Consider the following 26637-nt stretch of genomic DNA (forward strand, 5'->3'; position numbering starts at 1 on the left):
TTAATTTCCGTATATCCCAAGACCTTTCAGTATCTTGAGTGCAACATCTGCGGCCTGGCTGCCGCTGCAGTCAGCTCCCTTTTGCAGGTTTACTGTAAAGAAATAATGGTTATCCTGGGCTTCTATATAACCCAGGAACCAGCCGTTTATATTTTTTCCTTCCACTGCTCCGGTTCCGGTTTTACCATACAGGGCGGCATCCTCTGTTTCTCCGAGAAACATTGCTTCCTGCACTGTTTTTATATGCTCTGCATTAAAATCGTAATCATTACGGTAAAAAGCCGTCAGCAGTTCTACCTGCTCAAGGGGAGAGATCTTAAGAGAAGACTCCATCCAGTAGCTAGAGAGTCCTCCTGACAAATCTTTATTACCATAGCCAATTTCTTCAAACTTTTCCTTTAAAAATGGCAATCCGCACTTTTCATCCAAGGCTTTAAAATACCAGTTAACGGAATATTTCATGGCAGTTTTCAGGTCTTGATCCTGATTCCAGGAATCAAAAGAATACTTATTGTTATTCCAGCTGAGGTTTGAATTCTCTCCGGTTATAACTCCCTTCTCCAACGCAAAAAGAGCACTGTATATTTTATAGGTGGAGTCCGGAGAAACCCTCTTTATGGCACCTTTTTCGTTATAAAGGGTATATGTCTCCTGGTTTAGGTCATACATCACAAAACTCCCCTCGTAACCTGCGAAATAGGATGCCAGACTGTCTTCTACCTTATAGGAGACCGGAAGTCTTACCTCATCGCCGGAGGCGGCCGTGGTGAGTCCTGGCAGAAAAACAAGTACTGCTGCTCCCACTAACAGAAGAATCCCCCTGCTTCTAAGATGTCCCCATATACTTTCTTTTTGAAAGGCTGCAATATTTTTAATACGTCTGCTTATCTGTCTTGAAGATCCTCCCATGGCAGAGGCAGTGGAAAAGCGAGGATAAGACACACTTCTGGCATATGAAATCAATGTTTCGCCATAAGCCTGGACTTGTTCCTCTCCCACCAGTGTCAGAACTGAAGCGTCACAGGCAATCTCCCTGTCATTTTGCACTTCCCTTAATGCATACCATACCAGCGGATGGAACCAGTAGAGAACTCTTAACAGACATATCCAATAATTTATGGGTATGTCATGGTATCTGCAATGCATCAACTCATGCAGCAGGATATACCTGATTTCCTCAGGGCTCTGCTCTTTTACTGCCTGAATAGGCAAAATCACTACTGGTTTGAAGGTACCAAGGACAATGGGGGATTTTATATAAGCGCTGCTATATATTTCAATCCTCTTTTTTATACCTGCCTCTCTTTTGCATTCTTCAAATAACCTTCTTATCACTGCATCCTGCAAGGGTAGGGAAGCTTTAAACAGCCTATTAAGCCGCAGAAAGGATGCTATGGTAACAGCTCCCATAACCAGAATACCCAAAATCCACACAAGGCCTAATATTAGATAAACAACCGATTCCCTTTCCTGTCCGACTGAAACTGCAAAATTATTCATCCAGCCTCTATCAGCTGTCTCCACAACCTTTTCCTCCTCTGGCAGACTCCTTGCGGTAGGGGATAAGGCTGTATTTAAATTTGGAAAAAAGCTACTGCCATAGGATAAAGAAATTCCCGGCAGAAAGGGTAGCGTAAGTGCAATAAGCAGAAAGAACCAGATAAGATAATGTGTTCTGGGAGACAATTTTTTTCCTGCAATTTTTTTAACACAGAAAATCAGTAGTACAAGAAAGGAAATGACCAGCACTGCAATAGCAAAGCGAACCATAAAACCTGCTATCATCTTTTATCTCCTTTCGGCTTCTTTAACAGACTGCGAAGTTCCTCCAGCTCTCCCTCCGTGATACTGTCACTTCCCAGATAGCTGGTTAACATAGAGGTCAGGTTGCCGTCATAAAAACGGTTTAAAAAATGATTGTTTTCATGCTCCAGATACTCTGACTGCTTCACTAATGGTGTATAAACAAATACTCTGCTCTCCTTATGAAAACTTATGGCTTCTTTTTGAACCAACCTTTTTAACATTGTCTGTATGGTTTTAGGACTCCAGCTGGTTTCAGCTGTCAGCTTCTCGGTTACCTCATTTGTGCTGATGGGTGCATACCTCCATATAATTTTCATAACTTCATATTCTGCTTCTGATATCTGAGGTAATTTTTTCATAAAGCCTCCCTAATTCTTACATTTGTAATAAATTGATTATACCCCTGGTATTACAGCATGTCAAGTAATAGAAAGCTTTCATCTAACCTGATTTCATGAATGGTTTTGATCTATTTAACATAAAGTATTATTACAGGATTTTTATTCTCAGGCGCAGGGCTGACCTGCCATATCCTGGTCAATAATCCTATTTACCCAAAGAAAGGTATGAAGTATATGAAAAAAAGAAAGAAGTTGTTTCCGTTTCTGATTACCGTACTATTGCTGGTATTAGCGTTAGCAGGCTGCAGCAAGAAGGAAAATACGGAAACCACACGGGCCAAGTTCGACAGCTTTACCAATGATGTATTTAAGGCAGAAGTGACACAGGATACTTTAACCCTTAACTTTTCTGTTGCCAATCCCAAGAATTACGGTATAGATAGTTACCCTGTTACTTTCGGCCGCTATTCCATCAGCGAAATGAAGAAATCTCTCATAACTGCAGAAAATTATCTGGCTGCCCTTAAGAAATTTGATTACAGCAATTTAAATACCAGTCAGAAGCTAACCTATGATATATTATCAAACTATTGGAAGTTAGAGCTTACAGGCGGGTCCTATCTTCTATACAATGAAGTTTTGGGACCTACCACCGGTCTTCAGGCACAGTTGCCGGTGCTGCTGGCCGAATATAATTTCTATACCAAGGATGACATTGACATTTACCTTAAGCTTCTGCCACAGATTACTGAGTACTTTGAAGAGATATGTCTTTTTGAACAGCAGAAATCAAAGGCCGGTCTTTTTATGAGTGACACAGTAACCGACAGCATACTAAAACAATGCAGAGCTTTTATTGAAGATCCAGAAAATAACTATCTGATAGATGTATTCAACGATAAGATTGAAAGTTATGAGGGGCTTACGAAAAAAGAGATAAAATCCTACAAAGCAGCTAATAAAGAAGCAGTCCTTAAAAACGTAGTACCCGCTTATCAGCTGCTTATTGATACTTTAGAAGGCTTAAAGGGAACGGGGGTGAACGAAGGAGGTCTTGCCAATCTGCCAAAGGGTAAGGAATACTACCGCTATCTCCTGGCCTCCGGTACCGGAACCTCCCGCTCACCGGAAGAGCTTATCAAGTTACTTGACGACTCAATTACCAGTAATTTAAGCGCTCTTAACGCTCTGGTAGATAAAGATCCAAAGCTCTATGAGGAGGCTTCCACAGTATCCTATCCGCTGTCAGAGCCCAAAGAGATACTTGAATATCTTAGAAGTGCAATAGAAAAAGATTTTCCGGTGGCTCCGGATGTAAACTTTACGGTTAAATATGTACATAAGTCCCTGGAGGATTATCTTAGTCCGGCTATGTACCTGGTACCGGCCATTGATAATTTCAATAATAACGTAATCTATATTAACAGCAATCCTGCTTATGACCATCAGCAGATCTTCAGTACACTGGCCCATGAAGGCTATCCGGGACATTTATACCAGTCTGTTTATTTTAGAAATACCAATCCTCTGCCTTTAAGAAGCCTGCTGAATTTCAGCGGTTATGCAGAGGGCTGGGCAACCTATGTGGAATTCTATTCCTATCATATGGCAGGCTTTGCAGAAGCAGCCTCCTCCTACTTAGACCATAGCATGGCAGCTAATATGGCCTTATACTGCCGTCTGGATCTAGGTGTAAATTATGAAGGCTGGACTGTAGCACAGACCGCCTCCTATCTGAAGCAATTTGGCATTACAGATAAGTCCACTGCCCAGGTTTTATTCACAACAATGGTAGAAGAGCCAGCTCTTTATCCACAATACGGCGTCGGTTATCTGGAATTTATGGAGCTAAGAAACATTGCAGAAGAAAGTCTTGGCAGTAAATTCAATATAAAAGACTTTCATAAATTCGTTCTGGATATCGGACCTGCTCAGTTTAAAATAATCAACAAGTACCTGGACAGCTGGATTAAGGCACAGAACTGAGCCATACCCAACCATCCAGGTACCAGAAACTAACTTAAATAATGCATACCTATGAGCAGGAGGATAAGCGATAGAATAAATTATACCCAAAGCCTGCTTGCAACATTCCCAAACGTAGAAGTATTAATATATCTTCTATCACACCCAGTGAACTTTGCTTTACGAACCGTTCGATTTATAATGCCTCATTCCAAACTTCCAGAAAAGATAGCAGGGAATCAAAAACAGTACAGCAATCAGGGGAAGAAGCATATACCAGCTCTTATCTGATTTACCCAGCACATATAATAAGGGGTAATATTGGATAAGGGCATAGGGTACTATAAAGGTGCAGAATAAGAGCACTTTCTTTCCATAGATTGCTATCGGATACTTCCCATGCTCCCTGGCTCCGTCAGTCAGAATATTCATAAACTCTAACCCCTCCAGCGTAAAGAAACAAATAGCCGCATAAATCAAGAACAAGCCGGAAAAGACTGCGACTCCTCCCATCATCATAAATATCAAAGTCATTATTCTTGACACATTCCATTCCGTTTCACTTTTATATACTGCGTAAATAAACATTATTACCGCCTGTAACATACGTCCAAGCCTGGTAAGATCTATTTTGGTACCCAGAACCTGAAGAATCTCATTTCTGGGACGAACCATTATACGGTCAAAGCCTCCGCTGGATAACACCGAGGGGAAGGCATCAAAACCTCTCGCAAAACACTCCGCCAGCGCAAATTGCATTAGAACCACCGAAAAGCATAATAAAACCTCATGAAAGGTGAAACCCTCTACCTCATGAAAACGCAAAAACATAAAATATATACCAAGAAAAACATTAAACGATACAAGAAACTGCCCCAAAGCAGTGAGAATAAACGAAGTTTTATATTCCATGGCGCTTCTGACCTGAATGGACAGATATTTTAAATAGAGTCCCATATGACCTCCTTTTTATAATTTCTTTCAGTTCCCGAATTCATATCCTCAAGCCTCAGTATTCCTGCCTGTAAAGACTTTACTTAGCCTCCAAAGGCAGTAACTCTTCTTAAGGCCCTGGACAGCATCACCTTCCCAATAAGAATCAATGCTATCAGCCAGAACAACTGCAAGAGGATTCCTTCGTACAACTGTGCACCATAGACATCCCCGCTATAGATTCTAAGGGGTAGATTCTGCATGGAGGCAAACGGAAGAAATCTTATGATTCTTTCAACCTCCTCCGGAAAAAAGGGCAGAGGTATAACTGCGCCGGTCAGAAATTCTGCCAAAGCTGCCGCCACTATTCGTATCCCCAGGGAGGAAACCATATAAAAACAGCAAATGTATATGATCATGCAGAAAGCTATGACCACCAGAAAAGCTGCGGTTAAGGAAAACAGAAACCACAGTGCCGCAATCACGTCTTTTGGAAGAGCCAGACCATAGGGTTCCGGCAGAAAAGCTGCTACCAGCAATATGGGAAAAGCCCTCAGCACCGCCTTTGACAATCTGGATGCCATATTTTTTACAAACCACATCTTATAGATTGATATGGGACGGCATAGCTCATAAGCCACATTTCCGCTGATAATCATGTCAAAGATCTCATTTTCATAGAACCATACCATGTATAGGGATAATAAGGCCTGTTGCAGCCAGACATAAGAACACAGCGCTGAAAATTCCATTGGAAAGGCCTCCGGATTGTAGGAATAAAACGCCTTAAACATCAATATTTCAAGACCACCCCAGGCAAATTGGGTTGCTATTCCTGCCAGGGCTGCCGCTCTGTATTGAAGTCCATTGGTAAACCGTATTCGAAAAAAGGACAGATATTTCTTCACTCAAAACACCGCCTTTCTATATTTCATACTGCTTATAAAGCTGTACGACCACTTCATCAAGAGATGTTCCTGCAACGGAAATATCGGATATTTCAGTCTGAGAAGTCAAACAGGCAATCGCCTCAGAGACTTTAAGAATATCAGTATCTACTGCAACCGTAAGGATTCCCTCTATAGCGGATTCCTTCGTGGCACGCACCTTTAAGGCTTCCGTCATACCTTCTCTTAAAACAGGCTTCTTACCGGAGTATTGTACGGTTATAAGCTTGTCCCTGGAAAAACGCTCCCTTACCTCCTCCAGCCTGCCATCCAGCAGAATTTTACCTTTACCGATTAAAAGGATTCTCTGGGTAAGAGCTTCTATATCCTGCATATCATGGGTAGTTAAGATAACCGTCGTACCATGGTCACGGTTTCTCTCCAAAATAAAATTCCTCACTGCAATCTTTGACACCGCATCCAGTCCAATGGTAGGCTCGTCCAAAAAGAGAATCCTTGGATTATGCAAAAGAGAGGCTCCGATCTCACACCTCATCCGCTGACCTAAGGAAAGCTGCCTTGCCGGCGTCCTGAGGATATCCTTTAGATCCAGTAGTTCCGTTAATTCCTCCAGATTCTTTTTGTAGGCTTTCTCCTCCACCTGATAAATGTCCTTTATGAGCTCAAAGGAATCCATAATAGGTACATCCCACCAAAGCTGGGAACGCTGTCCGAAAACGACACCTATCTCCTTCACATGCCGAACTCTTTCCTTCCAGGGAACCCTGCCGTTAATCAAACAGTTTCCCCCATCCGGAGTAAGAATTCCGCTCAATACTTTAATGGTGCTGCTCTTGCCTGCTCCATTTGGCCCTATATAACCAACCATCTCACCATCTTCAATGGTAAATGAAATATCGTCGAGAGCTTTAACCTCCTGGTACTCTCTGTGCACAAAAGCCTTCATGGCTTCCTTTAGACCTGCACTGCGCCTTGCAACCTGAAAGGTCTTGGTAATGTGACTTACCTCAATCATTACATGCTCCTCTTCTGTGCATGAAAATGCACTTATATAAATTGAACATAGCATTTAACCTCTTCCGGATATAAAGCGCCAGATACAGGGCATTTTATATTTAAAAAGGCAGCGGCAAGAATTCAACTTATATAGAAAGTTTGTGTTTATTACTAAACGGCACAAACTTAGGTTTCCTGGTAGTAATATCTTTCATCTTTCATCATCAGAGGGCATTTCCGTAAATTCTGGAGGCTGATTAATTTTTATAAAAATCCTGTTCCGATTTTCCGGGCAATATCCATAAATGAATCAAACTTCATAATATCTTGCCAAGTCCAACCTTCCTGGATTTTGCCAGAAAAGCAATGGTAAAACGAACTTTGCGAAAGGAATTATATTATATACTTAATGGGATTATGTGTCAATTCTATTTGCTGCTAATAGCTGTTTTATAAAATGAAAACAGCTTTTCTATTCTGCAACTGTTTTTCTCTACTAGCAACTGACTTTCTCTACTGACAACTGTTTTTCTATCCTAGTAACTGTTTTTCTCTACAAACAGCTGTCTTGCTCTACTGATAACTGTTTTTCTATCCTAGTAACTGTTTTTCTCTACAAACAGCTGTCTTGCTCTACTGATAACTGCTTTTCTATCCTAGTAACATTTTTTTCTAAAAACAGCTGTCTTGCTCTACTGACAATTGTTTTTCTATCCTAGTACTGTTTTCTATCCTAGTACTTGTTTTTCTATCCTGGTAACTGTTTTTCTTTGCAAACAGCTGTCTTTACCTACCTGCAACTCTCTTCTGATATTATAGATATCGCTTTCAGCTTAAACAATTTATAACCAGAAACCTTTTTAAACGTCAGAACAGCAATTTAGTAAGAAATACGCTGGCAACAATTCCAGCTAAAGTAGCAGTTAATGCTCCTGCAAGGGTATATCTCGTCTTCTTCACACCAGCAGTCAGAAAATATACACTCATGGTATAGAAGATGGTCTCTGTGCAGCTCATAATTATGGATGTAAGCCTGCCGATATAGGAATCAGGTCCAAATTCCTTAAAGATATCCAACAGTAAACTGGTGGCTGCCGAAGCCGAAAAAAGCCTGACCGTAATAAGCGGCACCAGCTCCGAGGGAAAATTAAGAAAATTTGTTAAAGGCTTGATTAGTCCTGCCAGCATATCCAGTGCTCCAGAAGCCCGCATTATGCCTATAGCGACCATTAAACCGACAAGGGTAGGCATTATACCAAGAACCACTTTAAAGCCATCCTCAGCACCTTTGGTGAACTCCTGAAACACAGGAGTTTTCATTAACAATGCAAAGCCTACTATGTAAAAAATAACAAAGGGAATTATGTAGTCTGATATATATAAAAGAAATCTCAATCTTTTAACCCAAAGCCATTATAAATAACAGCCCTGCCCCTGGCATCCTTTCTTTTTTACTCTGTTTGATTAAAAGTATAATCAGCGTCTGGTCATTTCCTGTTCCATAGCAATTACTTATTACGTGCCAGTTTTCTGGCAACCAATGAGAAGATTATTCCGGCTATTGTAGAAACACTGGTAGCAACAAAGGCTGCTCCCAGAATTTCTGTAGGATTAACGGAACCGTACTGTGTTCTGAAAGCAATAATATTTACCGGTATCAGCTGGAGTGCAGATATGTTTATAATTAAAAAAGTACACATATCGCAGCTGGCCGACTCTCTGTCCTGATTCAATTTCTTCAGCTCCTGCATGGCTTTAAGCCCCATGGGTGTTGCTGCCCAGCCAAGCCCCAGAAAATTGGCTATCATATTGGAAGCTATGTATTCTTTTGCGGGATGTTTATCCGGAATATTCGGAAAGAGCAGACTTAACAGCGGATTGATCAGCTTTGTCAGGGCATCGATAATTCCTGCTGTTTTGGCTATCTGCATAATTCCCATCCAAAGGGCAGTAAACCCCAGCATGGTTATACACAAAACAACAGCCTCTTTTGCAGAGGATAAGGTTGCAGCACTTACATCGTCGATTTTACCTGTTAAAGCCCCAACCACAACACCAATTATAATCATGAAGCCCCATAGATAATTCAACATAAGAAACCTCCTAACCCCGGCAGTAATGTATTTAATCCATAGCATAACTGCCTGTATCTTTTCTTTATTTATACTATATTCCGGGGTTAGAAAAATAATTCATATGGTCTTCAGAGATGTCATTCCATTAATTTCCATAACCTGTCGAAAACCTTATCGAAACAAGGAATAAAATGTAAAATCAGAGCGAAAACGCGTTCACATCACCTCTTTAAACCGCTAAAATCCAGTACTCAAAACTTATTTTTCTTTACTTTTTAATACTTTTATTACAATTATTTCTATAAAATACTAAATAATTGCTTGATTTAATATTTCATTTATTGACTTTCTAATATTTGTATGGTATTTTATAAAAGTATTGTAGGAGGTACATATATATGAAAAGCACAGGAATTGTAAGAAAGCTTGACGAGTTAGGAAGAATAACACTTCCCATCGAGCTCAGAAGAACACTTGGAGTAGGGGAAAGAGATCCCCTGGAAATCTTTGTTGATGAGGACAGAATCATATTAAGAAAATATGAGCCTGCAGATATCTTTAATGGTTCCAAAGATAACTTAATTGATTATCACGGAAAGAAGATTTCTAAAGATTCTATTATGGAGCTTGCTAAATTAGTAGGTATTATCGAATAATACAGCTCAAAGAAGCAGCCTGAAGATAAGCGATACGCTTTTCTTCAGGCTTTTTCTTATACTAGAGCATAAAATATATCTTAATGTTGAACTATTTAGAAATAAATATAAAGTAAAAGAAACCTATAAAATAATAACGCCTCTCCCTCTGGCTCCCAGCACATATCAGTGCATGCAAACTGAGGTAAGGCCTGCTTATTCCAAGCCTTGTTACCTGCTCATTATCTGCTTGCAGAAGTGGCACTACCACAAATCAAGGTATTCATAATCAGTTTATCATTGTTAAAATGCCTAAACTCAAAACCCATACTAACAACTATTCGCGGCATGCTCCAAACAAATATGGAAAATACCTTCAATTTTACACACTAATCTCACCAAAATTATGTATTTCCTAACCTTAATTCTCTCCGTACAAGACTAAAAACTCCTGCTTTCATACGAGTTCAGGAAAATAACGTAAAACAGAAGAACGAATGCGCCTATGGAAAGGCATTAGAAGTCCTTTTCTCTGAAAATTTTGTGCTATATTATAAAACAGACTGTTTGAGCGAAGCGAGTTGTCTGTTTTATAATATGTCCAGCACAGAATATTCAGAGAATTAGGACTTCTTATGCCTTGTAATCGAAGCATGAGTTTTTCTGTTTTGCGTTATTTTCCGTCCCCTTTTGAAAACCCACCCCTTAGCCAATTCAACACCTTATATTCTTCTAAGAATTCAAAAGCATCTGATAAACTTCTCTTTTCGTAATCCCCCTGTCTGTTGCAACCGCTTTCATAGCCTCTTTCTTATCCATTCCGCGCCCCAGATAAAGGTTCATATGCTCCTCTAAAGAAAGTGTCAGAAACTTCTCCTTTTCCTGCTCCAGCAAATCCTCTATTTTTAAGCCCTCTATAACAAGCAGGCACTCACCCTTTGGCTCCTCTGCTTCGTAATGGCTGACGGCCTTAAGAAGACTAGTCTGGAAAGCCGTTTCATGTTTCTTGGTAAGCTCCCTTACTACCGTAACCCTGCGGTCGCCTAAAGCTTCAGAGAGTTCCTTTAAAGTCTTTATCAGCCTGTGCGGTGCTTCGTATATGATAATGGTTCTGGTCTCTGACTTTAATTCCTTTAAGATGTTATTTCGCTCCTTCTTATCGGAGGGCAGAAAAGCCTCAAAAGCAAACCGTCTCGTGGATAATCCGGACAGGGTAAGGCCTGTGATTACAGCAGAAGGCCCTGGCAGAGAGGTAACTGGAATCTCCTCTTCATATGCCATCTTAACCAGCTCTTCACCGGGGTCTGAAATACCGGGCGTTCCCGCATCTGTAATCAGAGCAATATTCTGTCCCTCTTTGAGAAGTCCGATCAGATAACGCCCTTTCTCTATTTTGTTATACTCATGATAGCTGGTCATGGGGGTATTGATTTCAAAATGGTTTAACAGCTTGATACTGTGCCTGGTATCCTCTGCGGCAATTAAGTCTGCTTCCTTCAGCGTCCGCAGAACCCTTAAAGTGATATCCTCCAAATTGCCTATGGGCGTAGCACACAGATATAATGTTCCGGTCATCTGCAATGGTCCCTTCTTTCTTAATAACCGTAGATATCATAGATTTCATCGGTGTATTGATTGACTTCCTTATATACAATCAGGGGAGGTTCCACCTTGATCATAGACCCTCCGCCTTTTACTGCTTCAATTAATACCATATTAGGTTCCTTGTCAAGAAAAGGATGTACCATCTTCATCCTTTTGGGTTCCAGTTTATAGGCAGTGAGTGTATTTATTATTTCTATCAGACGGAAGGGCCTGTGTACCAGATAGAAGCGCCCTGAAGGCTTCAGTAGCTTTGCCGCCTCTCTTACCACATCCTCCAGCGTACAATGCACTTCATGCCTTGCTATAGCCTTTGGGAGATCCGGATTCTTAAGTCCATGAAGATCGTTCATATAAGGAGGATTACTGGTAACAACATGAAAGGAAGCAGCGCCAAAGAGTCTGCCTGCTTCTTTAATATCCCCTGTTACAATTGATACTTTCTCCTCCAGCCCGTTAAGCCTTACGCTCCTTCTAGCCATGTCGGCACTTTCCTCCTGAATATCAAGCCCGGTAAAATGCTCTCCCTTGGTTTTTGCCTCAAGAAGGATGGGTATAATGCCTGTTCCAGTTCCTAAATCAGCTACCCTTTCCCCTTCTTTCACTTTTGCAAAGCCGGAAAGAAGAACAGCATCCATTCCAAAGCAGAATTTCTTGCTGTTCTGAATAATTTTATATCCGTTACGCTGCAGCTCATCTATTCTCTCCCCAGGAAGAAGGATATTCGCTGTGTCCTGCTGCTGTGTTTCTTTCTCTGTTAAAGAAGTCTCGCAGTTTGGCAGCCCTTCTTCCCGGGTATTCCTCATATCGCTCATAGCTTATACATCATCCAGATGGGATTTTCCTTCCTTCATTTCAAGCATCTCAAGTACTCTTAATTCTTCATCAAGAGCAACTCTTTCCTTGCGTTTTCTTGCAGTAAACTTAAGAGTTGACGCTTTGTATTCTCTAACTTCCTTCTCGTCATTTTCCAGTGTAACGATAACCTTAACCAACTGCTTTAAAACGGTAACACTCTGAACCTCACCGCGTAAACCATCCGCTGTGGTAACTATATCTCCCACATTGGGAAGCTTGCTGTTCAAATCCTCATAGGCCTCTTCCTCATGCTTCAGGCAGCACATAAGTCGTCCGCATACACCGGATATCTTGGTGGGATTTAAGGACAGGTTCTGCTCTTTTGCCATTTTAATGGACACGGGAGCAAATTCGGAAAGATGGGTATGACAGCATAATGGTCTTCCGCAGATACCAATACCGCCAACCACCTTCGTCTCATCCCTTACACCGATCTGCCTTAACTCAATACGGGTCTTGAATACACTGGCAAGATCCTTAACCAGTTCCCTGAAATCGATTCTTCCATCAGCTGTAAAATAAAACAACACCTTATTATTGTCAAAGGTATATTCGGAATCAATCAGCTTCATTTCAAGTTCATGCTTCTTGATTTTTTCGAGACAGATCTGAAAAGCTTCTTTTTCCTTTATCTTGTTTCTCATTTCAATCTCGTTATCTTCGGGAGTTGCCGTTCTGATTACTGGCTTAAGAGGCTGAATAATCTTACTCTCCTCCACATCCCTGGGACCGATAACAACATGTCCGTATTCTACACCCCTGGCAGTTTCCACTATTACATAGTCCCCTTGCTTTATCTCATAACCGGCAGGATCAAAGAAATATATCTTGCCCGCTCTTCTGAACCGGACACCTATAACATTCGTCATACTAACCTCCATTCGCGCCTTGGCGCGCTCAAATTATATGTTAAAATTGCTTACGGATTTCCACACTTGCTCCCTTGCATGCCAAACTGCTTGCAGCTTTGGCACTTCCAATACCAGGGCATGAAATATCTTTTATTTCACATCTGCATCAGCTTTAGCGAATGTAAAACAACATATATTAATTCTCTTTTATGGTAAGAAACATAAGTTCCATTACAATGTCAAAGTTTACATTGGCATTAAGGCGTATCCTGGCTCTCTCCACTGCCTTAATGATATTCTCAAGGCCTTCATAACTTCTCTTTCCGGCCTGTCTTGTTATTTCTGAGTATTCCCCTTTAAAAATTAAAAGGTTGATGTCTTTTGTAACCTTATACATCAAAACATCTCTGAACCATAAAGTAATCATGTCCAGATATTCATCGATCCGGTTCTTTTGTTCCGAAATATTCTTAAGACCATCTATCAGCTCGTGAAGCTCCATCTGGTCAAGGTATCGCAGTAAATGAAGAATCTTGTCCTTCATGGCTGTAAAATCCTCATTTGAAGCATAGGATATGGCTTTTCCCACATTACCTTGTGCAAATACCGCACTGAGCTCTGCCTGGTAATCCGGAAGCTTTTGCACCTCCATGAGATACTTCTTAATATCCTCTTCCTTTACAGGATTTAGTTTTAGCACCACGCATCTTGACAGAATTGTTTGCAGTAAAGCGTTAATATTATTGGTCAGCAATATGATAACAGCATACGACGGCGGAGCTTCCAGTGTCTTTAGGAGAGCATTCTGTGCCTGTTCCGTCATCTTTTCAGCTTCATCCACAATATAGATCTTGCGGTCCCCGCTGTAGGGTTTTATCTGTATATCGTTGTTTAACTGACTTCTGATATCATCCACTCCAAGGCTTGCCTTTTCATGGGTTACATGAATAATGTCAGGATGGTTGCCTGATTCCGCCTGAAGGCAGGATTTACAGGTACCGCAGCTTTCCCCGTCTGTTTCCAGGTTTTCACACTGCAGGCTTTTTGCAAATGCGGCAGCCAACGTATGTTTTCCCATCCCGTCTTCACCGGCAAAAATATATGCATGGGATACTGTTCCTGTTCCGGCTGCTGTCCTTAAATGTCCGGCAATCTGCTCATGACCAATTATATGTTTAAATCCAGCCACAATAACTCCCATCTGCCCCTTTAGGGACTTACGAATACTAATCCCAAAGCACTCACTGCGCTTTTCAGATTGAAAATGTATCAGGCAAATATATCCAGCAGCAGTCCTTTGATTTCATCAATTTTATTTAAAATGGCTATGGTATCCTTCTCATCCTTGATTAATTCCAATGCAAGCTCGTCCAGGTTCTGATCGATAAGCTTTATCATGCCATAGACACGATGACGGCCTCTTCTGTCCAGAAAATTCTCCCTGCTGAATTTGTGGGAACGGTTGACTATCTCATTCATGAAATCCCTGATAAGTTGCCTGTACCTTTTCATATCACGGACATCCATATGCTTACCCAGCTTTTTGCCATGCTGAATAATGTCCTCCATCATAAGATTTAAGCGTTCTTTTAGTCCCTGTTCCTCAATGTTGCTAATCAAAGTAAATTTAAAGGAGCCATCTGCTTCAGGCAGAGGTGCTTTCGCTTCAACTTGGTTTATGGCTGGTAACTGATTAACTTTTATATCCATAGAATTAACTCCTCTCCCCTCTTCAGTAAAATGGATTCAATTTCTATATCTGCTGAATTTATCTTAATTACTATTATTTGTAAGGAAATTGCTGCTTATTTTAAATTGAAACGAACAATTTCCAGATTTATTATAGCATAATCAACTTAAAATAAATAGGGAAATTTTAATCTTCCATATTCTTCCTGATATCTTTTTCTATGTTAAGGATACATATTTCACTATTTTCATTGTTATATCTTTTATTTATACCAAGCTCAAGAAGATTTTCCTCTTTGAAATCTTCTTCGTCTGCCAGAAACCTGCGGCATAATTCAGTATACTTTGGTTTTTTCTGGGTCTTTTCTCTGGCCAGGGCACGTTCCAGTCGAATTCCGTCTTCAACCTCCAGATATAAGGGCACCACTCTGTCTTTTCCAAGGTATTCCCGAATTTTTCGATAGGTATCCAGAGTCCCAATCATTATGGAACTTCTCTCATTAAAATCAATCTGTCCATCATCAACCGTAAAGTAATCCCATACTCCGTGCATGGTATCATAAGCCCTATGTTCTATTACCTTATTACTTTCCTGTAATCTCCCCAGCTCCTCTTTGGTAACAAAGAAGTATTCTTCCCCGTTTTTTTCTCCATCCCTGATAGGCCTTGTTGTGTACCCAGCAACCGTCTTTAAATTAAGATCCCTGCGGGTGATTTCCTTAAATACCGTATCTTTACCCGCTGCACTCTTGCCCATAACAACAAACAGTTTATGCATACTTTTATATTTTCCTTCCGATTTATTAATACTTACACTTAACCTATATGCTCAACCTTAAGAAAGGAATTTATCAGCTGATAACTTTTATTGTGTTTCCGCTGTAATCTGTCAGCCCCTGTAAGGATAACCCCTGCTTACGGCAGGAGATAATCTGTTTAAGCAAATCCTTTTCAATTCTCTCTCCCGGCACCAGAAGAGGTATTCCCGGCGGATATAAATAGACATATTCTCCTGATATGAAGCCTTCGCTATTCGATAGCAGAACCTCTTTTAAAGGAGCATTCAGAGCCTCTTCACAAGACATTACTGCTTCAGGGGGGGCAAATTCCATAATACTATCCGTTGTGATTTCCTTCTTAAGCTTTCCATCAATTTCTCTAAGAGCCGTAAGCAGCCTGTCAAAGCCCTCCTGCCTGTCACCAATGCTGGTCATTCCAAGAACATAATCCTTAGAAACCATCTCCATCTGAATCTTATAGGTATGGAGCAGTTCTTCATAAAGTTCCTTGCCGGTCATATTGGTTCCTTTTACACTTAATACAAGTTTAGAGGGATCGAACCGGTAAAAGCCTTCTCCGGTAACAGTATTATCGGTTAAAATCCTGATATTCTTAAATTCTTCCGCCTCCTGATAAAAGCCGGAAAGCATCTTATCATAGCACGCAAACAACTCTGACCCATTATTTTTTAATAGCTCCAGACATTTTTCTATTCCTGACATAAGTATATAGGAGGGACTGGAGCTCTGATATATGGATAGATACCGTTCTATCTTTTCTTCCTCTACCAATTCTCCGTTTATATGCAGCAGCGCAGTCTGTGTAAAAGCCGGCAGAGTCTTATGGATGCTGTGTACCACAACATCAGCTCCCAGTCTGACTGCCGTTTCCGGAAATCCCTTATGAAAGCCCAAATGTGCTCCATGTGCTTCATCCACCATCAAAGGTATTCCGTAGCTGTGAGCTGCTGCTGCAATCCCGCGGATATCTGATACTATCCCTTCATATGTGGGAGAGGTAATGATAATTAATTTAATATCCCCCTGGCTTTTAAGGTGCTCTTCCACCTGCTCCACTGATATTCCTCCATTAATGTCAAATTCTTTTACTACAGGAGGATACAGATATACAGGTTCTAAACCTCTTAAATAAAGGGCATGATAAACCGACTTATGGCAGTTTCTTGCCACCAGAACCTTATCGCCTCTGCGGGTGCAGGCAGAGATGCCTGTAAGAATTCCTGCTGAGCTTCCTCCTACCAGGTAATAGGCCTTACGGGAATTATACAGCTCAGACCAGGCCTCCATTCCGGCCTTTAGTACTCCTTCCGGTCTGTGAAGATTGTCAAAATCGTCTATCTCTGTAATATCAATGGAATAGGGATCACACATGGCAAGGAGACTGCTGTTTCTCTTGTGTCCCGGCATATGCATAGGATAGTATCCGGCCTCACTGTATTTTAAAAGGCTGTCATATAAATTCATTTTAATTACCTGCCTTACGTCCCAAAAAGTTTACTTACATTGTAACAAATCCATCAATAAAAACAATCTTTTTTACTCTTTTCCGCAGAGAAATTACGTGCTAATATTAATATAAAGCTAAAAGTGTACGCTTTAAGCGCACAGATTGGAGAGTTGACATGAAGGTTCTACTGATTAACGGAAGCCCCAATATACACGGCTGTACTTATACAGCCTTAGAGGAAGTTGCGAAAACACTGGAAGAAGAGCAAATAGAAACGGAGATTTTTCACATCGGAAACAAACCGATCAGAGGCTGTATGGATTGCGGTGTCTGTTATCAGTTTCCCGGCAGATGCGCTTACGGGGATGATACGGTGAATGAAGCAATCGACCTGGCAGAAAAAGCAGACGGTCTTATCTTTGGTGCACCTGTTCATTATGCCTCTGCAAGTGGTGCCATGACCTCTTTTCTGGACAGATTCTTTTACTGCGGGCAAGGGTTTCCTTATAAACCCGGTGCTGCTGTAGTCTCTTTAAGAAGAGCCGGTTCCACTGCTTCCCTTGACCAGCTTAATAAATACTTTACCATCTCAAGTATGCCCGTTGTATCCTCACAATACTGGAATATGGTACACGGTAATACTCCGGAAGAGATAAAGCAGGACATCGAAGGTATGCAGATTATGAGAACTCTTGGCAGAAATATGGCATGGCTGCTCAAATGTATTGAGGCAGGTAAGAATGCCGGCATCCCTCTTCCCAGGAAAGAAGAGCGGGTATTTACGAATTTTATAAGATAGCAGCAGTTTACGCGTGGACTTTAAGTTACGTGAGGACTGTAATTTATGTTAGAACTGCAGTTTACGTGAGGACTGCAATTTATGTTAGAACTGCAGTTTACGTGAGGACTGCAATTTATGTTAGAACTGCAGTTTACGTGAGGACTGCAATTTATGTTAGAACTGCAGTTTACGTGAGGACTGCAATTTATGTTAGAACTGCAGTTTACGTGAGGACTGCAATTTACGTGAGGACAGTAAGTTATGCGATGATTGTAAGTTACAAGCGGACTGCAATTTATTGATAACAGAGCTTAATTTGCAGGAATTATACAATTTCATAAAGCTGGGCTATCTTTTTTATTACGATAGTAGCTGCTTACTACATGGCGCCCCATAAAAATAATAGTTATTAATTTACAGTATAACTTACATATAACACCCTGAACCATGCGATTTTACGGTGCTCAGGGTGTTCTTTTTAGTTTGGTTTTTCCGTTTAAGCTTTAAAAGACTGGAATTTCCTTATGACTTTTATACCTGAAGGAGTTTGTAATATATATCATCCAGATACACACTCTCTTCTCATAATTCTTGGTTTTCTTTCTTAGTGTTCTTTCTTAATCTAAGTTCTTAACTGAAATATAGAATCTTATCCTTTCCGAACCGTTTGTCAATCTCTTTTAGTAGAAACGCCTCTCCCTCTTCTCTTAAATCCTGTTTATAGGAGTATTTTCCCATCCCCCTGCCTCTCATCAGCTCCTTATCATATAGTTCCATAGCCTCCGGGAAAGCCTCATGGTTGATACTTCTATGAATAAAGCTATAGGTCATGAAGATGATTTCCAGGAACATGGTATCTTTTACCTTTGGTGATAGCTTTTCCTCCATCACGTCAAGCAACTCAAGATACATCTTCTGCCAGTCAGGGAGCAGTATCACCGGGGCTATCAGCAGTCCTACCGGATAACCTGCCGCTGCCATTTTATTAACTGCTTCAATTCTGTTATTGAGAGAAGCTGTGCCTATTTCTATATTACTGATAATATACTGTGGGTTCACAGACATACGAAAGATAACTCTTTCCTGATGATTCAGCCCAAGCAGGGGTTCTATCATATTGAATTTTGTAGGAAAGGTCAATTTACCCCTTCCTTTTTTTATAAATTCCTCAACAATCCAGGGGAGATTGCCGGTAATGGTATTCTCCAGTATCAGATCACTGTTACTTCCGATTTCAAAAACCTGCTCTGTTTCTGTTTTCATGGAAAAGCGTATAAGCCGTTCCATCATCTGTTCTCTGTTAACAAATATCCTGAGATAGGAACATTTGTTATAATTGCAGACCAGATAACAATACAGGCACATGGCAGTGCATCCTGAGGAGGTAAAAGGCACAAGATAATCAGATACCTTGTAGTTGGGAGAGTATTTATGCGTCTTCCTGGTACCTAATATCAATAATGTCTTAAGCTTCTGAAATTCCGTATTTTCCTTGGTACGAAGCTCCTCAATATTATTGTGGTTCTCTATGGGTATCCAGGGCAGATCCTTGTATTTATCCTGTAATTCTTTACCGAGTCTATATTCCAGAACCTCCGGTTCATAGTATACTTTTGACGGTTTCATATTTTGTTCCTGCTTTCTTTTTTATCTTTGAACAGTTTACTGATAAAATTGCCTACCCATAGTATCTTCGGAAATCTTATTTTAATAACTATAATTTCAATTACTAGAAACATACAATTCTTGTATTTTACAAATAAAAAGCACAAAACAACCATGAAAACTGCACAAATAATAAAAATAAGACCTTCAGGCAAACCTGAAAGGTCTTATTTTTATTTTATGAACTTTATATCATCAGATTAAACTAAGTGTAGTACACTTGTCTAATTTCTATATTTCTTAAGGTTGACCTTCCACTTCTTAATATCAAATTCCCCCTCCTTAAAGCTTCTATATTTACCTTCATAGGAGAGATAATTCATTTCAGCAGTCCATTCATTGTCATTTCTATGTATTATTTGAAAAGAAAATTTGTCATCGTATTTTATTTCACCAGATTTATTTGCTTCCTTACCTGCATCATTTAAATCCATCACATAATGATAAGCCTCATAATTGCCTGCTTTATAAATCTCATGAAATGCTTCTTTAAAATCATAATATTTATCGATTATCTCATAGGGTATATAATCACATACCAATGGCAGGACATCCTCCAGTTCAATGTTCTGATTTCCTTCAACATCTGAAAGATTAATCCTGATATTGTCAATAACTTTAGAGTCAATGGTTCCCACAAATAACAGCGCCTCCTCGTTATGACCAGTTGTTGTTACATCTACTACAACCTCATCATATTTCTTCCAGAATTTTTTTGCCAACTTGTAATCTCCATAGTATATTGGATGATCTTTTAAAGTTATTAATTCTGCATAGGTCAGCTTCTGTTTTTTTTGACTTTCCGTTTGTTCCTGACTTTCTGGATTTTCCTGCTTTCCACTTAAGTAATTTTCCGGATTAGCCATATAATCCGTCACTATAAAGCCGACTATCCCAAAATACAATAAAGCCAGAACAGCAATTAATTTATAATTTTTTTTAGGTTTCATGCGCCGTATAACAGGCTGTTGAATCACTTGTTCATTTCTTCTGTCTTTTATGCCTGCCTCACATTTTGGACATTTATTACCTGATATAACACTTCCACATTTTAAACAGATATTTTTAAATTCTTTTGATCCGCATCCTGCACATTGCATGACATTGTCCGCCACTCTGGTTCCGCAATATTCACATACCTTCATAGTTATCTTTTATTCCTTTGTAATAGTATCATTATTATAGATTTTTTCATGTGATCTTATGATTTTATTGTCTTATGTCCTTATGTCCTTATGTCCTTATGTCCTATTATACCTGATTATTCCATTTCTTAAAATAAATATTTTTCTTTTTTACATTTCCTCTGTTTTCAGCCTTAATATAGCTGCAACAGCAGAAAGTGATTATTTTTTATTCTTATCTCTGCTGAACAGTTCGGTCTTATCTTTCTCGATTACGCTTATACCTTTGTCAGCGTCTTTGTAGGCACAAAGGAAGTTCCAGATGATTTGCTTCTAGCAGCTCTTTATCCCTTAATATCTCCTCTGCCGGCCCATCCTTAATTATTTTTCCTTCTGCTATAAGGATTACTCTGGTACAGGTCTCGAGTACCAGGTCCAGGTCGTGAGAGGCAATCAGCTTGGTTAATCTTAATTTATTTATAACCTGAATCAATGTCCGGCGGTTTCTTGGATCAAGTGCAATAGAGGGTTCATCAAATAAAATGATGTCCGGCGTCATAGACAAAAGGGTTGCGATGGAAGCCATTTTCTTCTCACCTCCGGACATTTTATGAATCTGTTTATCCCGTAAATGGGTAATATCAAGAATTTCCAAAGCTTCCCTTACCCGCTTGTCCACCTCAGCTTCGCTCAGTCCGTAATTTCTTGGTGCAAAAGCCACATCCTGGTAAACACTTTGGGTAAAGAGCTGGTTATCGGAATCCTGAAAGAGGTAACCTGCATGAGCCCTTATAAAGCCGTAATTCTCTTTTTTAACCGGCATATGGTCAATCAGCACTTCCCCGGTATAGGAGCTCTCCAGACCAACCAGAATTCGAAGCAGGGTGGACTTTCCTGCTCCATTGGCTCCGACAATACCCACCGCTTCTTCCCTTCCGGTTGAAAAAGTAATTCCCTGTAAGATATCCGTACCCTTTTCATATGAAAAAGCCAGATTCTTACACTCCACGAGCCCGGTCTCGTCAGTAAAATTATTTATAAAATCCTTTGAGGATAATGGATTTTTTACTTTTATACTTTTCATAGCATCTCCTTTTGGTATTCCTTAGCTTATTTAATGAGATATCTGATTCCTACACGAAGTATCAGGAATATACCTGCCCAAAGTAAAAAATATGCATAATCCTTGCTTTCTGCTTTGGGTTTGCCCGTCAGGTAGTATTCTCCTTCAAAGCCTCGAAGCAGCATGCTTTCATATAGATTCCCCGCTCTGTCAATGGAACGGAGGAACAGCTGCCCTAACAAAGAGCCCCATATCTTATATTTTACACCTTTTTCACCCGGTGCCCTTAAGGAATAAGCCTGATATACCGCATTGGCCTCTTTCATAAGTACCGTAATATACCGATAAGTCAGAAGAAACTGGTTTACCAGAATTCCCGGTAACTTAAGTATTCTCAAACTATAGCAGACTCCCTCTATTCCGGTAGTTGCTATTAGAAGGAAAGAAGCCACAAGGCAATACACACCTTTTAGAAACAGGGTAAGAAAAGACAGGATACCTCCTGTTATGGGAATCTTACCTGCCATAAATAATACTTCCCGGTCGAGAAAGGGATTAAAGAGACCGATAAACAATATTAAGGGGAGAATTCCCCTTATCTTTCGGAAACAGACCTTTAGGGATATCTCTGAGAGCTTCATTAAAGCCATGGGATATATAAATAAAGGAAGCAGCCCCCATATATCATATTTATAATATGATACCACAAGTATCATATAACTTATTGTAGTCAGGAGTTTCGCCAGAGGATGTACCCGGTTGATTTCCAACTCTCTTAATGCCAGTTCCTCCAGCTCATGGACTTCAAATAATGCATCTTTAATATTTGCCATATTTACCTCTTCAGTTTACAGATGAACTGCTTATTGACACCAATTATACTACTATTTCATGTAAAATAAAATATACCCGTTTATGACACGAAAAGAAAACCCTGCAAACAAAGAATATGACTTTCCAGGCTCCAGCTCTGATGTGCTGCCACGTCAGACAATTTTTCCTTAGATTCATAATATGAGTCATGTGTATCCTGCCTGGCAGGGTGTTTTATTGTAATAGGGTTGCAATTTCTTTCCAGACGTAGCAAAAGGGCTGTTTCAACATCCCTTAACAGCCCTTTTATATATTTAACAGTGTATTATGTAGTTAATTATTATCTATGTAGTTTTATCCTTTTTACGAAACAGCTTAAATAGCAGACTTAAGCCTATGGTTAACCCTGCAACTATGATTGCTCCTGCAACTCCGGAAAAGGAAGTTCCTGCCGGAGACTCACTGTCCGGAAATGCATAATCCGGAAGCAACGCCGTCTTTTCCTGAATATCAGCAGCTGTATCAACCGCTGAGGAATATTCCTTCTGGGCCTCTATCTCAGTGCTTCCTGTGACTTTTTCTATGGACCATTCCAAACCGTCCGGATTTCCAGAAGCTATGAGGGATAAACCACCACCTATTATAACAACCGACACGCCCAGTATTGCAATTACCTGCTTAAAGCTCATTCTTGAATTTATGGCATCTTTCTGTAGTATTTCCGGTCTTGTGTTATATACAAAGATAATTACGGCACCAGTTATAAGGCCTTCCACAGTACCTATTGCGAGATGGATGGGTTGCATAAGCGCCAGGAATTGTCCAAAGGATAACGCTGTGATTCCGGATAACAGTGTCTGTATGGTTACACTAAAGGCTCCTAACTGAAGGCTGATAACACTGCCAAGGACGGAGGCAGCCATAATTCTTGTGTTATTTAATTTCTTCTTTGTAATGGGGCGATAAATTAACAAGTATCCAACAAAGCAGCCATAGAAAGCCATATTCCAGATATTTGCCCCTAAAGCTAATAATCCACCGTCAGCAAACAGGAGGCATTGAATCAAAAGTACAGATACCATGGATAAAAATCCTGCATAAGGCCCCAGCATAATAGATAAAAGCAATCCGCCGCATAAATGTCCGCTGGAGCCGGTACCTGGAATTGTGAAATTAATCATTTGGGTAGCAAAAACAAAAGCTGACATAACTCCCATGGTCGGAATCTTCCTTGGATCATTTTCCAGCTTAACTTCTCTGATAGAATAGGCGGTGGTTATACCGGAAGCAGCAAACATAGTTGCCGCCACAGCCGGTGCAATAAGGGCATCTGCCATATGCATAAATAATACTCTCCTTCATCTGAATAATCTATCTGCATTATAGACCTCCTCAGGTAAAAAACAAGCCCGTAGGGGGGATATTTTTGTTAAAAAAACAAGTACATGAAATGACTTTATTTATCCACATTTTTTATACAAAAGCCTCTGTTTATCCCCTGTTTTCAAATAAAGAATGCCCCGGATGGGGATAGCTTTCAGCTTTCTCTTCCGGGGCAGTATTTTCCTGCTCATATGATTTATTTTATAAAACGGTCAATGGCTTTATTAAGATTCTCCAGTGAGGTCTTATCACCGGATTCAATGGCATCTACAATGCAATTCTGAATGTGGTCTTCCAGTATAATCTTACCGGTACTGTTTAGGGCTGCTATTACCGCAGAAAGCTGAATAAGCACTTCACTGCAGTCCTTGCCGTCTTCTATCATTCTCTTAACCGAATCCAGATGTCCTGCTGCCCGGGATAAACGGTTTAATACAGCCTTGGTATTCTGATGGCTATGCTTATGACCTGTACCGGCCTCATGACTGTGACTATGTACCTTTTCAGTATCACCAGTATGGGTATGTGTTATGTTCTTTATACGAGCGGTAGTTTTCTTCATCCGACTTTCCTTCCTGATACAGCATATGTTATTCTCATATCTGTCTTTATACCTCTCCTTATGCCTAACCTATCTGCCTGCAGATATGGTACAGCAACTAATCAGGATGTACTACCTGCCCATCATAACATATTTGCCAGAAAAATGATAGTATTTACAGATTCAAACCGGAAACTTCTCCACAGCCAAGCATCAGGTTGAGGCACTGAATCGCCGCACCGGAAGCTCCTTTACCCAGATTATCAAACTGTGCTGACAGGACCACTCTGTCTGAATTGCCGGTAACATAGATATTAAGCCCATCCCAGCCGGTACAGTCTATACTGCTTAGGAAACCATTCTTTTCAGCTTCCGCACCATAGGGCATCACCTTTATAAATAGCTGCTCCTTATAATAATCTGCAAATAATTTTTGAAGCTGCTCTGGTGTCTGCTTTTTCTTCAATAAATCTGTATACAAGGGAACGGATACCAGCATACCGCTATAATAATCAGCCACTATGGGTGAAAACAGCGGTTCTCTTATAAGACCTGTAATTAATTTCATTTCTTTCAGATGCTTGTGCTGCTGCCCCAGTCCATACTCTCTGGGAGCCGAATATTCGGTCAACCTTTCCTCTTCCTGGTATTCCGCTATCATCTTCTTTCCTCCCCCGCTGTAACCTGTAAGGGAAAAGCTGCTGATTGGATAATCCTCCGGTAAAATTCCTTCTTTTATAAGAGGATATACTAACGAGATGAAGCCAGTAGCATGACAACCGGGAACTGCAATACGGCTACCTGCCTGAATCTTAGCCTTATGCTCCGCTGAGAGCTCCGGCAATCCATATGCCCAGTCATTATTCGTTCTATGAGCTGTGGAGGTATCTATTATTTTAACCTTATGGTTTTCCACCATTGCTACTGCTTCTTTGGCTGCAGCATCTGGAAGACAGAGAAAGGTGACATCCGAGGAATTAATGAGCTTCTTTCTCTCTGCTTCATCTTTTCTTAACTCCGGTGCAATTGTTAATAATTCTATATCCTCACGGCCCTTGAATCGTTCATGGATTCTTAGTCCGGTTGTTCCTTCGCTTCCATCTACAAAAACTTTGATTTTCATAATTACTACCTCCAACAGCATTGATTATATGAATATTGTCATGAATATTTATTCATAGTAAAATTGATTATAAACTAACTTTTTAGAGAGTTTATTTGCCATATCTTTTTTGTTACAGATATTTTTATTATTTATTATAACAATAAATGTATAAACATGCAACAAGAAATTAGTAACGTCATTTACATATTTCATTATTATAATACGATGATAATAAGGTTTAAAATTCTTTGAGTAATTTTACATGCATGCTGTGGTATACTTACTGTATTACAATTTCCTGGCTTTAAACACAAAGGAAAGGGGCAGCTGCCTCGCCTTTTGGGATCTGTCACTCAGATCATCTGCTGCTTCCATTGTCCCCCGGTCCGTCTGTTCTTCCATTTCTTCTATAACAAATCCTGCTTTTGCAAGAGCATTTATATAAGTAGATATTTTTCTGTTACACAACTTAACCGTAAATCCATCCAGGCTTAAATCAAACCAGGATTCATCAAAATAACTCTTTTGAAATACAAGCTTATTATCCTCCATTGCCACGCAATGATGCAGAGGGTGTTTCCAGCTAAAAATGAAGCTTCCGTCTTTTTTCAGATAAGAAGCAATCCGGTCAAAGGATCCCTGCAAATCTATCGTCCAGCCAATGGCATAGATAGAATATACAAAGTCAAAATAATTCTTAGGAATCTGACACTCCTTTTCCATAGGCTCATTAATAAGTGTTGCAGCATATCCGCATTCACTAAGTAATTTACCGGCATTCTTTATCTGACTGGTGGACATATCCAGACCCCATAATTCAGCTGCACCGTTTTCTGCATGATATTTAAGAGAATGTCCGCTTCCGCAGCCTATCTCCAATAGTTTTTTTCCTTTAACAGCCCCAAATAAGTTTAACTCCTTTTCTGTAATGAACTGCACACCATATTCAGGCAGTGCAGTAGTTCCAAACCAGCTATCAGCCATTTTGTCCCAATAGTTCTTATTTGTACTTAAAATATTTTCACTCTCCATTAACCTTTTCCTCCTTAAATCATAGACTATTCTTCAGCCTCCCATATATTATCTTGCTAATACATAAATTACCACACAGTACCTATATTTTCTATAAGCCAACAATTATTTTAATCTTTGATATGTAATATTAATAATTGTTTATCTTTTCTTTATTTACTTCTTTCCTCCCTATTGTTATATTCTATACAAGAAAGCTACCAAGTACATAATTACATAATCCG

The 26637-nt window shown here is 40.0% G+C and carries 26 protein-coding genes; 4 read left to right on the forward strand and 22 right to left on the reverse strand.

All coding sequences use genetic code 11. The annotated features are described in order from the left end of the window. The gene (locus BR73_RS0101700) at positions 1–1785 is read right to left on the reverse strand and encodes a BlaR1 family beta-lactam sensor/signal transducer (RefSeq protein ID WP_051684900.1); all 1785 of its coding nucleotides are present in this window, start codon (positions 1783–1785) and stop codon (positions 1–3) included. Then, complete coding sequence (locus BR73_RS0101705) at positions 1782–2165, reverse strand: BlaI/MecI/CopY family transcriptional regulator (protein ID WP_033164145.1); 384 nt, start codon at positions 2163–2165, stop codon at positions 1782–1784. Before BR73_RS0101705 ends, BR73_RS0101700 begins: the two co-directional genes overlap by 4 nt. A 216-nt stretch (positions 2166–2381) precedes the next feature. On the opposite strand from BR73_RS0101705, the gene BR73_RS0101710 reads away from it, so the two are divergent. Then, on the forward strand, positions 2382–4133 hold the full coding sequence (locus BR73_RS0101710) for a DUF885 domain-containing protein (RefSeq protein ID WP_051684901.1): 1752 nt from the start codon (positions 2382–2384) through the stop codon (positions 4131–4133). Positions 4134–4292: 159 nt separating this feature from the next. On the opposite strand, the gene BR73_RS0101715 is transcribed toward BR73_RS0101710, so the two are convergent. From BR73_RS0101715 to BR73_RS0101735, 5 genes are all read right to left on the reverse strand, one after another. Further along, positions 4293–5069 carry an ABC-2 family transporter protein gene (locus BR73_RS0101715; protein WP_033164147.1) on the reverse strand — a complete coding sequence of 259 codons (777 nt, stop codon included), beginning with the start codon at positions 5067–5069 and terminating at the stop codon, positions 4293–4295. Between the two features lie 80 nt (positions 5070–5149). Beyond that, on the reverse strand, positions 5150–5953 hold the full coding sequence (locus BR73_RS0101720) for an ABC-2 family transporter protein (protein WP_033164148.1): 804 nt from the start codon (positions 5951–5953) through the stop codon (positions 5150–5152). A gap of 16 nt (positions 5954–5969) precedes the next feature. Next, on the reverse strand, positions 5970–6968 hold the full coding sequence (locus BR73_RS0101725) for an ATP-binding cassette domain-containing protein (protein ID WP_033164149.1): 999 nt from the start codon (positions 6966–6968) through the stop codon (positions 5970–5972). Positions 6969–7816: 848 nt separating this feature from the next. Further along, complete coding sequence (locus BR73_RS0101730; RefSeq protein ID WP_347463457.1) at positions 7817–8269, reverse strand: nucleoside recognition domain-containing protein; 453 nt, start codon at positions 8267–8269, stop codon at positions 7817–7819. Between the two features lie 188 nt (positions 8270–8457). After that, positions 8458–9042 carry a nucleoside recognition domain-containing protein gene (locus BR73_RS0101735; protein ID WP_033164151.1) on the reverse strand — a complete coding sequence of 195 codons (585 nt, stop codon included), beginning with the start codon at positions 9040–9042 and terminating at the stop codon, positions 8458–8460. A gap of 380 nt (positions 9043–9422) precedes the next feature. Here BR73_RS0101735 and BR73_RS0101740 point away from each other — a divergent pair, with 380 nt between their 5' ends. Then, positions 9423–9680 (forward strand): AbrB/MazE/SpoVT family DNA-binding domain-containing protein, encoded by a 258-nt coding sequence (locus BR73_RS0101740; RefSeq protein WP_033164152.1) that lies wholly within the window; start codon positions 9423–9425, stop codon positions 9678–9680. Positions 9681–10391: 711 nt separating this feature from the next. Here the strand turns inward: BR73_RS0101740 and rsmI are convergent. The 7 genes from rsmI to BR73_RS0101775 all read right to left on the reverse strand — a co-directional run bounded on the left by rsmI (position 10392) and on the right by BR73_RS0101775 (position 16923). Next, positions 10392–11234, reverse strand: coding sequence for a 16S rRNA (cytidine(1402)-2'-O)-methyltransferase (gene rsmI, locus BR73_RS0101745; protein WP_033164153.1), 843 nt, complete (start codon positions 11232–11234; stop codon positions 10392–10394). Positions 11235–11254: 20 nt separating this feature from the next. Then, positions 11255–11983 (reverse strand): tRNA1(Val) (adenine(37)-N6)-methyltransferase, encoded by a 729-nt coding sequence (locus tag BR73_RS0101750; protein ID WP_033166981.1) that lies wholly within the window; start codon positions 11981–11983, stop codon positions 11255–11257. A gap of 96 nt (positions 11984–12079) precedes the next feature. Beyond that, positions 12080–12988: a stage 0 sporulation family protein gene (locus BR73_RS0101755; RefSeq protein ID WP_033164154.1), complete on the reverse strand. Its 909-nt coding sequence runs from the start codon at positions 12986–12988 to the stop codon at positions 12080–12082. A gap of 178 nt (positions 12989–13166) precedes the next feature. After that, positions 13167–14159 (reverse strand): DNA polymerase III subunit delta', encoded by a 993-nt coding sequence (holB, locus tag BR73_RS0101760; RefSeq protein WP_033166982.1) that lies wholly within the window; start codon positions 14157–14159, stop codon positions 13167–13169. An 80-nt stretch (positions 14160–14239) separates the two neighbouring features. After that, positions 14240–14680 (reverse strand): YaaR family protein, encoded by a 441-nt coding sequence (locus tag BR73_RS0101765; protein WP_033164155.1) that lies wholly within the window; start codon positions 14678–14680, stop codon positions 14240–14242. Between the two features lie 166 nt (positions 14681–14846). Next, positions 14847–15437, reverse strand: a complete 591-nt coding sequence (locus tag BR73_RS0101770) for a guanylate kinase (RefSeq protein WP_033164156.1) — start codon at positions 15435–15437, stop codon at positions 14847–14849. 73 nt (positions 15438–15510) lie between these two features. After that, positions 15511–16923 carry an aminotransferase class I/II-fold pyridoxal phosphate-dependent enzyme gene (locus BR73_RS0101775; protein ID WP_033164157.1) on the reverse strand — a complete coding sequence of 471 codons (1413 nt, stop codon included), beginning with the start codon at positions 16921–16923 and terminating at the stop codon, positions 15511–15513. A 158-nt stretch (positions 16924–17081) separates the two neighbouring features. Here BR73_RS0101775 and BR73_RS0101780 point away from each other — a divergent pair, with 158 nt between their 5' ends. Beyond that, the gene (locus tag BR73_RS0101780; protein ID WP_033164158.1) at positions 17082–17705 is read left to right on the forward strand and encodes a flavodoxin family protein; all 624 of its coding nucleotides are present in this window, start codon (positions 17082–17084) and stop codon (positions 17703–17705) included. A gap of 29 nt (positions 17706–17734) precedes the next feature. Further along, a complete protein-coding gene (locus tag BR73_RS28585) occupies positions 17735–17989 on the forward strand; it encodes a hypothetical protein (protein WP_156034568.1) in 255 nt (84 codons plus the stop codon). A 328-nt stretch (positions 17990–18317) separates the two neighbouring features. On the opposite strand, the gene BR73_RS0101785 is transcribed toward BR73_RS28585, so the two are convergent. From BR73_RS0101785 to BR73_RS0101820, 8 genes are all read right to left on the reverse strand, one after another. Further along, positions 18318–19313 carry a spore photoproduct lyase family protein gene (locus tag BR73_RS0101785; RefSeq protein ID WP_033164159.1) on the reverse strand — a complete coding sequence of 332 codons (996 nt, stop codon included), beginning with the start codon at positions 19311–19313 and terminating at the stop codon, positions 18318–18320. Between the two features lie 263 nt (positions 19314–19576). Continuing rightward, positions 19577–20497 (reverse strand): zinc ribbon domain-containing protein, encoded by a 921-nt coding sequence (locus BR73_RS0101790; protein WP_033164160.1) that lies wholly within the window; start codon positions 20495–20497, stop codon positions 19577–19579. 268 nt (positions 20498–20765) lie between these two features. Further along, the gene (locus BR73_RS0101795) at positions 20766–21560 is read right to left on the reverse strand and encodes an ABC transporter ATP-binding protein (protein ID WP_081848498.1); all 795 of its coding nucleotides are present in this window, start codon (positions 21558–21560) and stop codon (positions 20766–20768) included. Positions 21561–21586: 26 nt separating this feature from the next. Then, complete coding sequence (cbiQ, locus tag BR73_RS0101800; protein WP_033164161.1) at positions 21587–22372, reverse strand: cobalt ECF transporter T component CbiQ; 786 nt, start codon at positions 22370–22372, stop codon at positions 21587–21589. Between the two features lie 324 nt (positions 22373–22696). Continuing rightward, positions 22697–23695: an energy-coupling factor ABC transporter permease gene (locus tag BR73_RS0101805; RefSeq protein WP_033164162.1), complete on the reverse strand. Its 999-nt coding sequence runs from the start codon at positions 23693–23695 to the stop codon at positions 22697–22699. Positions 23696–23931: 236 nt separating this feature from the next. Beyond that, positions 23932–24297 carry a metal-sensing transcriptional repressor gene (locus tag BR73_RS0101810; protein WP_033164163.1) on the reverse strand — a complete coding sequence of 122 codons (366 nt, stop codon included), beginning with the start codon at positions 24295–24297 and terminating at the stop codon, positions 23932–23934. Between the two features lie 154 nt (positions 24298–24451). After that, a complete protein-coding gene (argC, locus tag BR73_RS0101815) occupies positions 24452–25399 on the reverse strand; it encodes an N-acetyl-gamma-glutamyl-phosphate reductase (RefSeq protein WP_033164164.1) in 948 nt (315 codons plus the stop codon). A gap of 270 nt (positions 25400–25669) precedes the next feature. Beyond that, a complete protein-coding gene (locus BR73_RS0101820; RefSeq protein ID WP_051684902.1) occupies positions 25670–26413 on the reverse strand; it encodes a class I SAM-dependent methyltransferase in 744 nt (247 codons plus the stop codon). Between the last annotated feature and the right edge of the window lie 224 nt (positions 26414–26637).

Source organism: Clostridium sp. KNHs205, assembly GCF_000702945.1.
Taxonomy (GTDB): Bacteria; Bacillota; Clostridia; order Lachnospirales; family Lachnospiraceae; genus Anaerocolumna.

Bases quoted from the DNA above. Each gene is read 5' to 3' on its own strand.
- cbiQ (WP_033164161.1), bottom strand. From the start codon at position 22,372: ATGGCAAATATTAAAGATGCATTATTTGAAGTCCATGAGCTGGAGGAA.
- BR73_RS0101700 (WP_051684900.1), bottom strand. From the start codon at position 1,785: ATGATAGCAGGTTTTATGGTTCGCTTTGCTATTGCAGTGCTGGTCATT.
- BR73_RS0101715 (WP_033164147.1), bottom strand. From the start codon at position 5,069: ATGGGACTCTATTTAAAATATCTGTCCATTCAGGTCAGAAGCGCCATG.
- BR73_RS0101785 (WP_033164159.1), bottom strand. From the start codon at position 19,313: ATGAAACCGTCAAAAGTATACTATGAACCGGAGGTTCTGGAATATAGA.
- BR73_RS0101770 (WP_033164156.1), bottom strand. From the start codon at position 15,437: ATGCATAAACTGTTTGTTGTTATGGGCAAGAGTGCAGCGGGTAAAGAT.
- BR73_RS0101730 (WP_347463457.1), bottom strand. From the start codon at position 8,269: ATGAAAACTCCTGTGTTTCAGGAGTTCACCAAAGGTGCTGAGGATGGC.
- BR73_RS0101710 (WP_051684901.1), top strand. From the start codon at position 2,382: ATGAAAAAAAGAAAGAAGTTGTTTCCGTTTCTGATTACCGTACTATTG.
- rsmI (WP_033164153.1), bottom strand. From the start codon at position 11,234: ATGACCGGAACATTATATCTGTGTGCTACGCCCATAGGCAATTTGGAG.
- BR73_RS0101725 (WP_033164149.1), bottom strand. From the start codon at position 6,968: ATGATTGAGGTAAGTCACATTACCAAGACCTTTCAGGTTGCAAGGCGC.
- BR73_RS0101820 (WP_051684902.1), bottom strand. From the start codon at position 26,413: ATGGAGAGTGAAAATATTTTAAGTACAAATAAGAACTATTGGGACAAA.
- BR73_RS0101790 (WP_033164160.1), bottom strand. From the start codon at position 20,497: ATGAAGGTATGTGAATATTGCGGAACCAGAGTGGCGGACAATGTCATG.
- BR73_RS0101705 (WP_033164145.1), bottom strand. From the start codon at position 2,165: ATGAAAAAATTACCTCAGATATCAGAAGCAGAATATGAAGTTATGAAA.
- argC (WP_033164164.1), bottom strand. From the start codon at position 25,399: ATGAAAATCAAAGTTTTTGTAGATGGAAGCGAAGGAACAACCGGACTA.
- BR73_RS0101780 (WP_033164158.1), top strand. From the start codon at position 17,082: ATGAAGGTTCTACTGATTAACGGAAGCCCCAATATACACGGCTGTACT.
- BR73_RS0101740 (WP_033164152.1), top strand. From the start codon at position 9,423: ATGAAAAGCACAGGAATTGTAAGAAAGCTTGACGAGTTAGGAAGAATA.
- BR73_RS0101735 (WP_033164151.1), bottom strand. From the start codon at position 9,042: ATGTTGAATTATCTATGGGGCTTCATGATTATAATTGGTGTTGTGGTT.
- BR73_RS0101775 (WP_033164157.1), bottom strand. From the start codon at position 16,923: ATGAATTTATATGACAGCCTTTTAAAATACAGTGAGGCCGGATACTAT.
- BR73_RS0101765 (WP_033164155.1), bottom strand. From the start codon at position 14,680: ATGGATATAAAAGTTAATCAGTTACCAGCCATAAACCAAGTTGAAGCG.
- BR73_RS0101805 (WP_033164162.1), bottom strand. From the start codon at position 23,695: ATGCATATGGCAGATGCCCTTATTGCACCGGCTGTGGCGGCAACTATG.
- BR73_RS0101755 (WP_033164154.1), bottom strand. From the start codon at position 12,988: ATGACGAATGTTATAGGTGTCCGGTTCAGAAGAGCGGGCAAGATATAT.
- BR73_RS0101810 (WP_033164163.1), bottom strand. From the start codon at position 24,297: ATGAAGAAAACTACCGCTCGTATAAAGAACATAACACATACCCATACT.
- BR73_RS0101795 (WP_081848498.1), bottom strand. From the start codon at position 21,560: ATGAAAAGTATAAAAGTAAAAAATCCATTATCCTCAAAGGATTTTATA.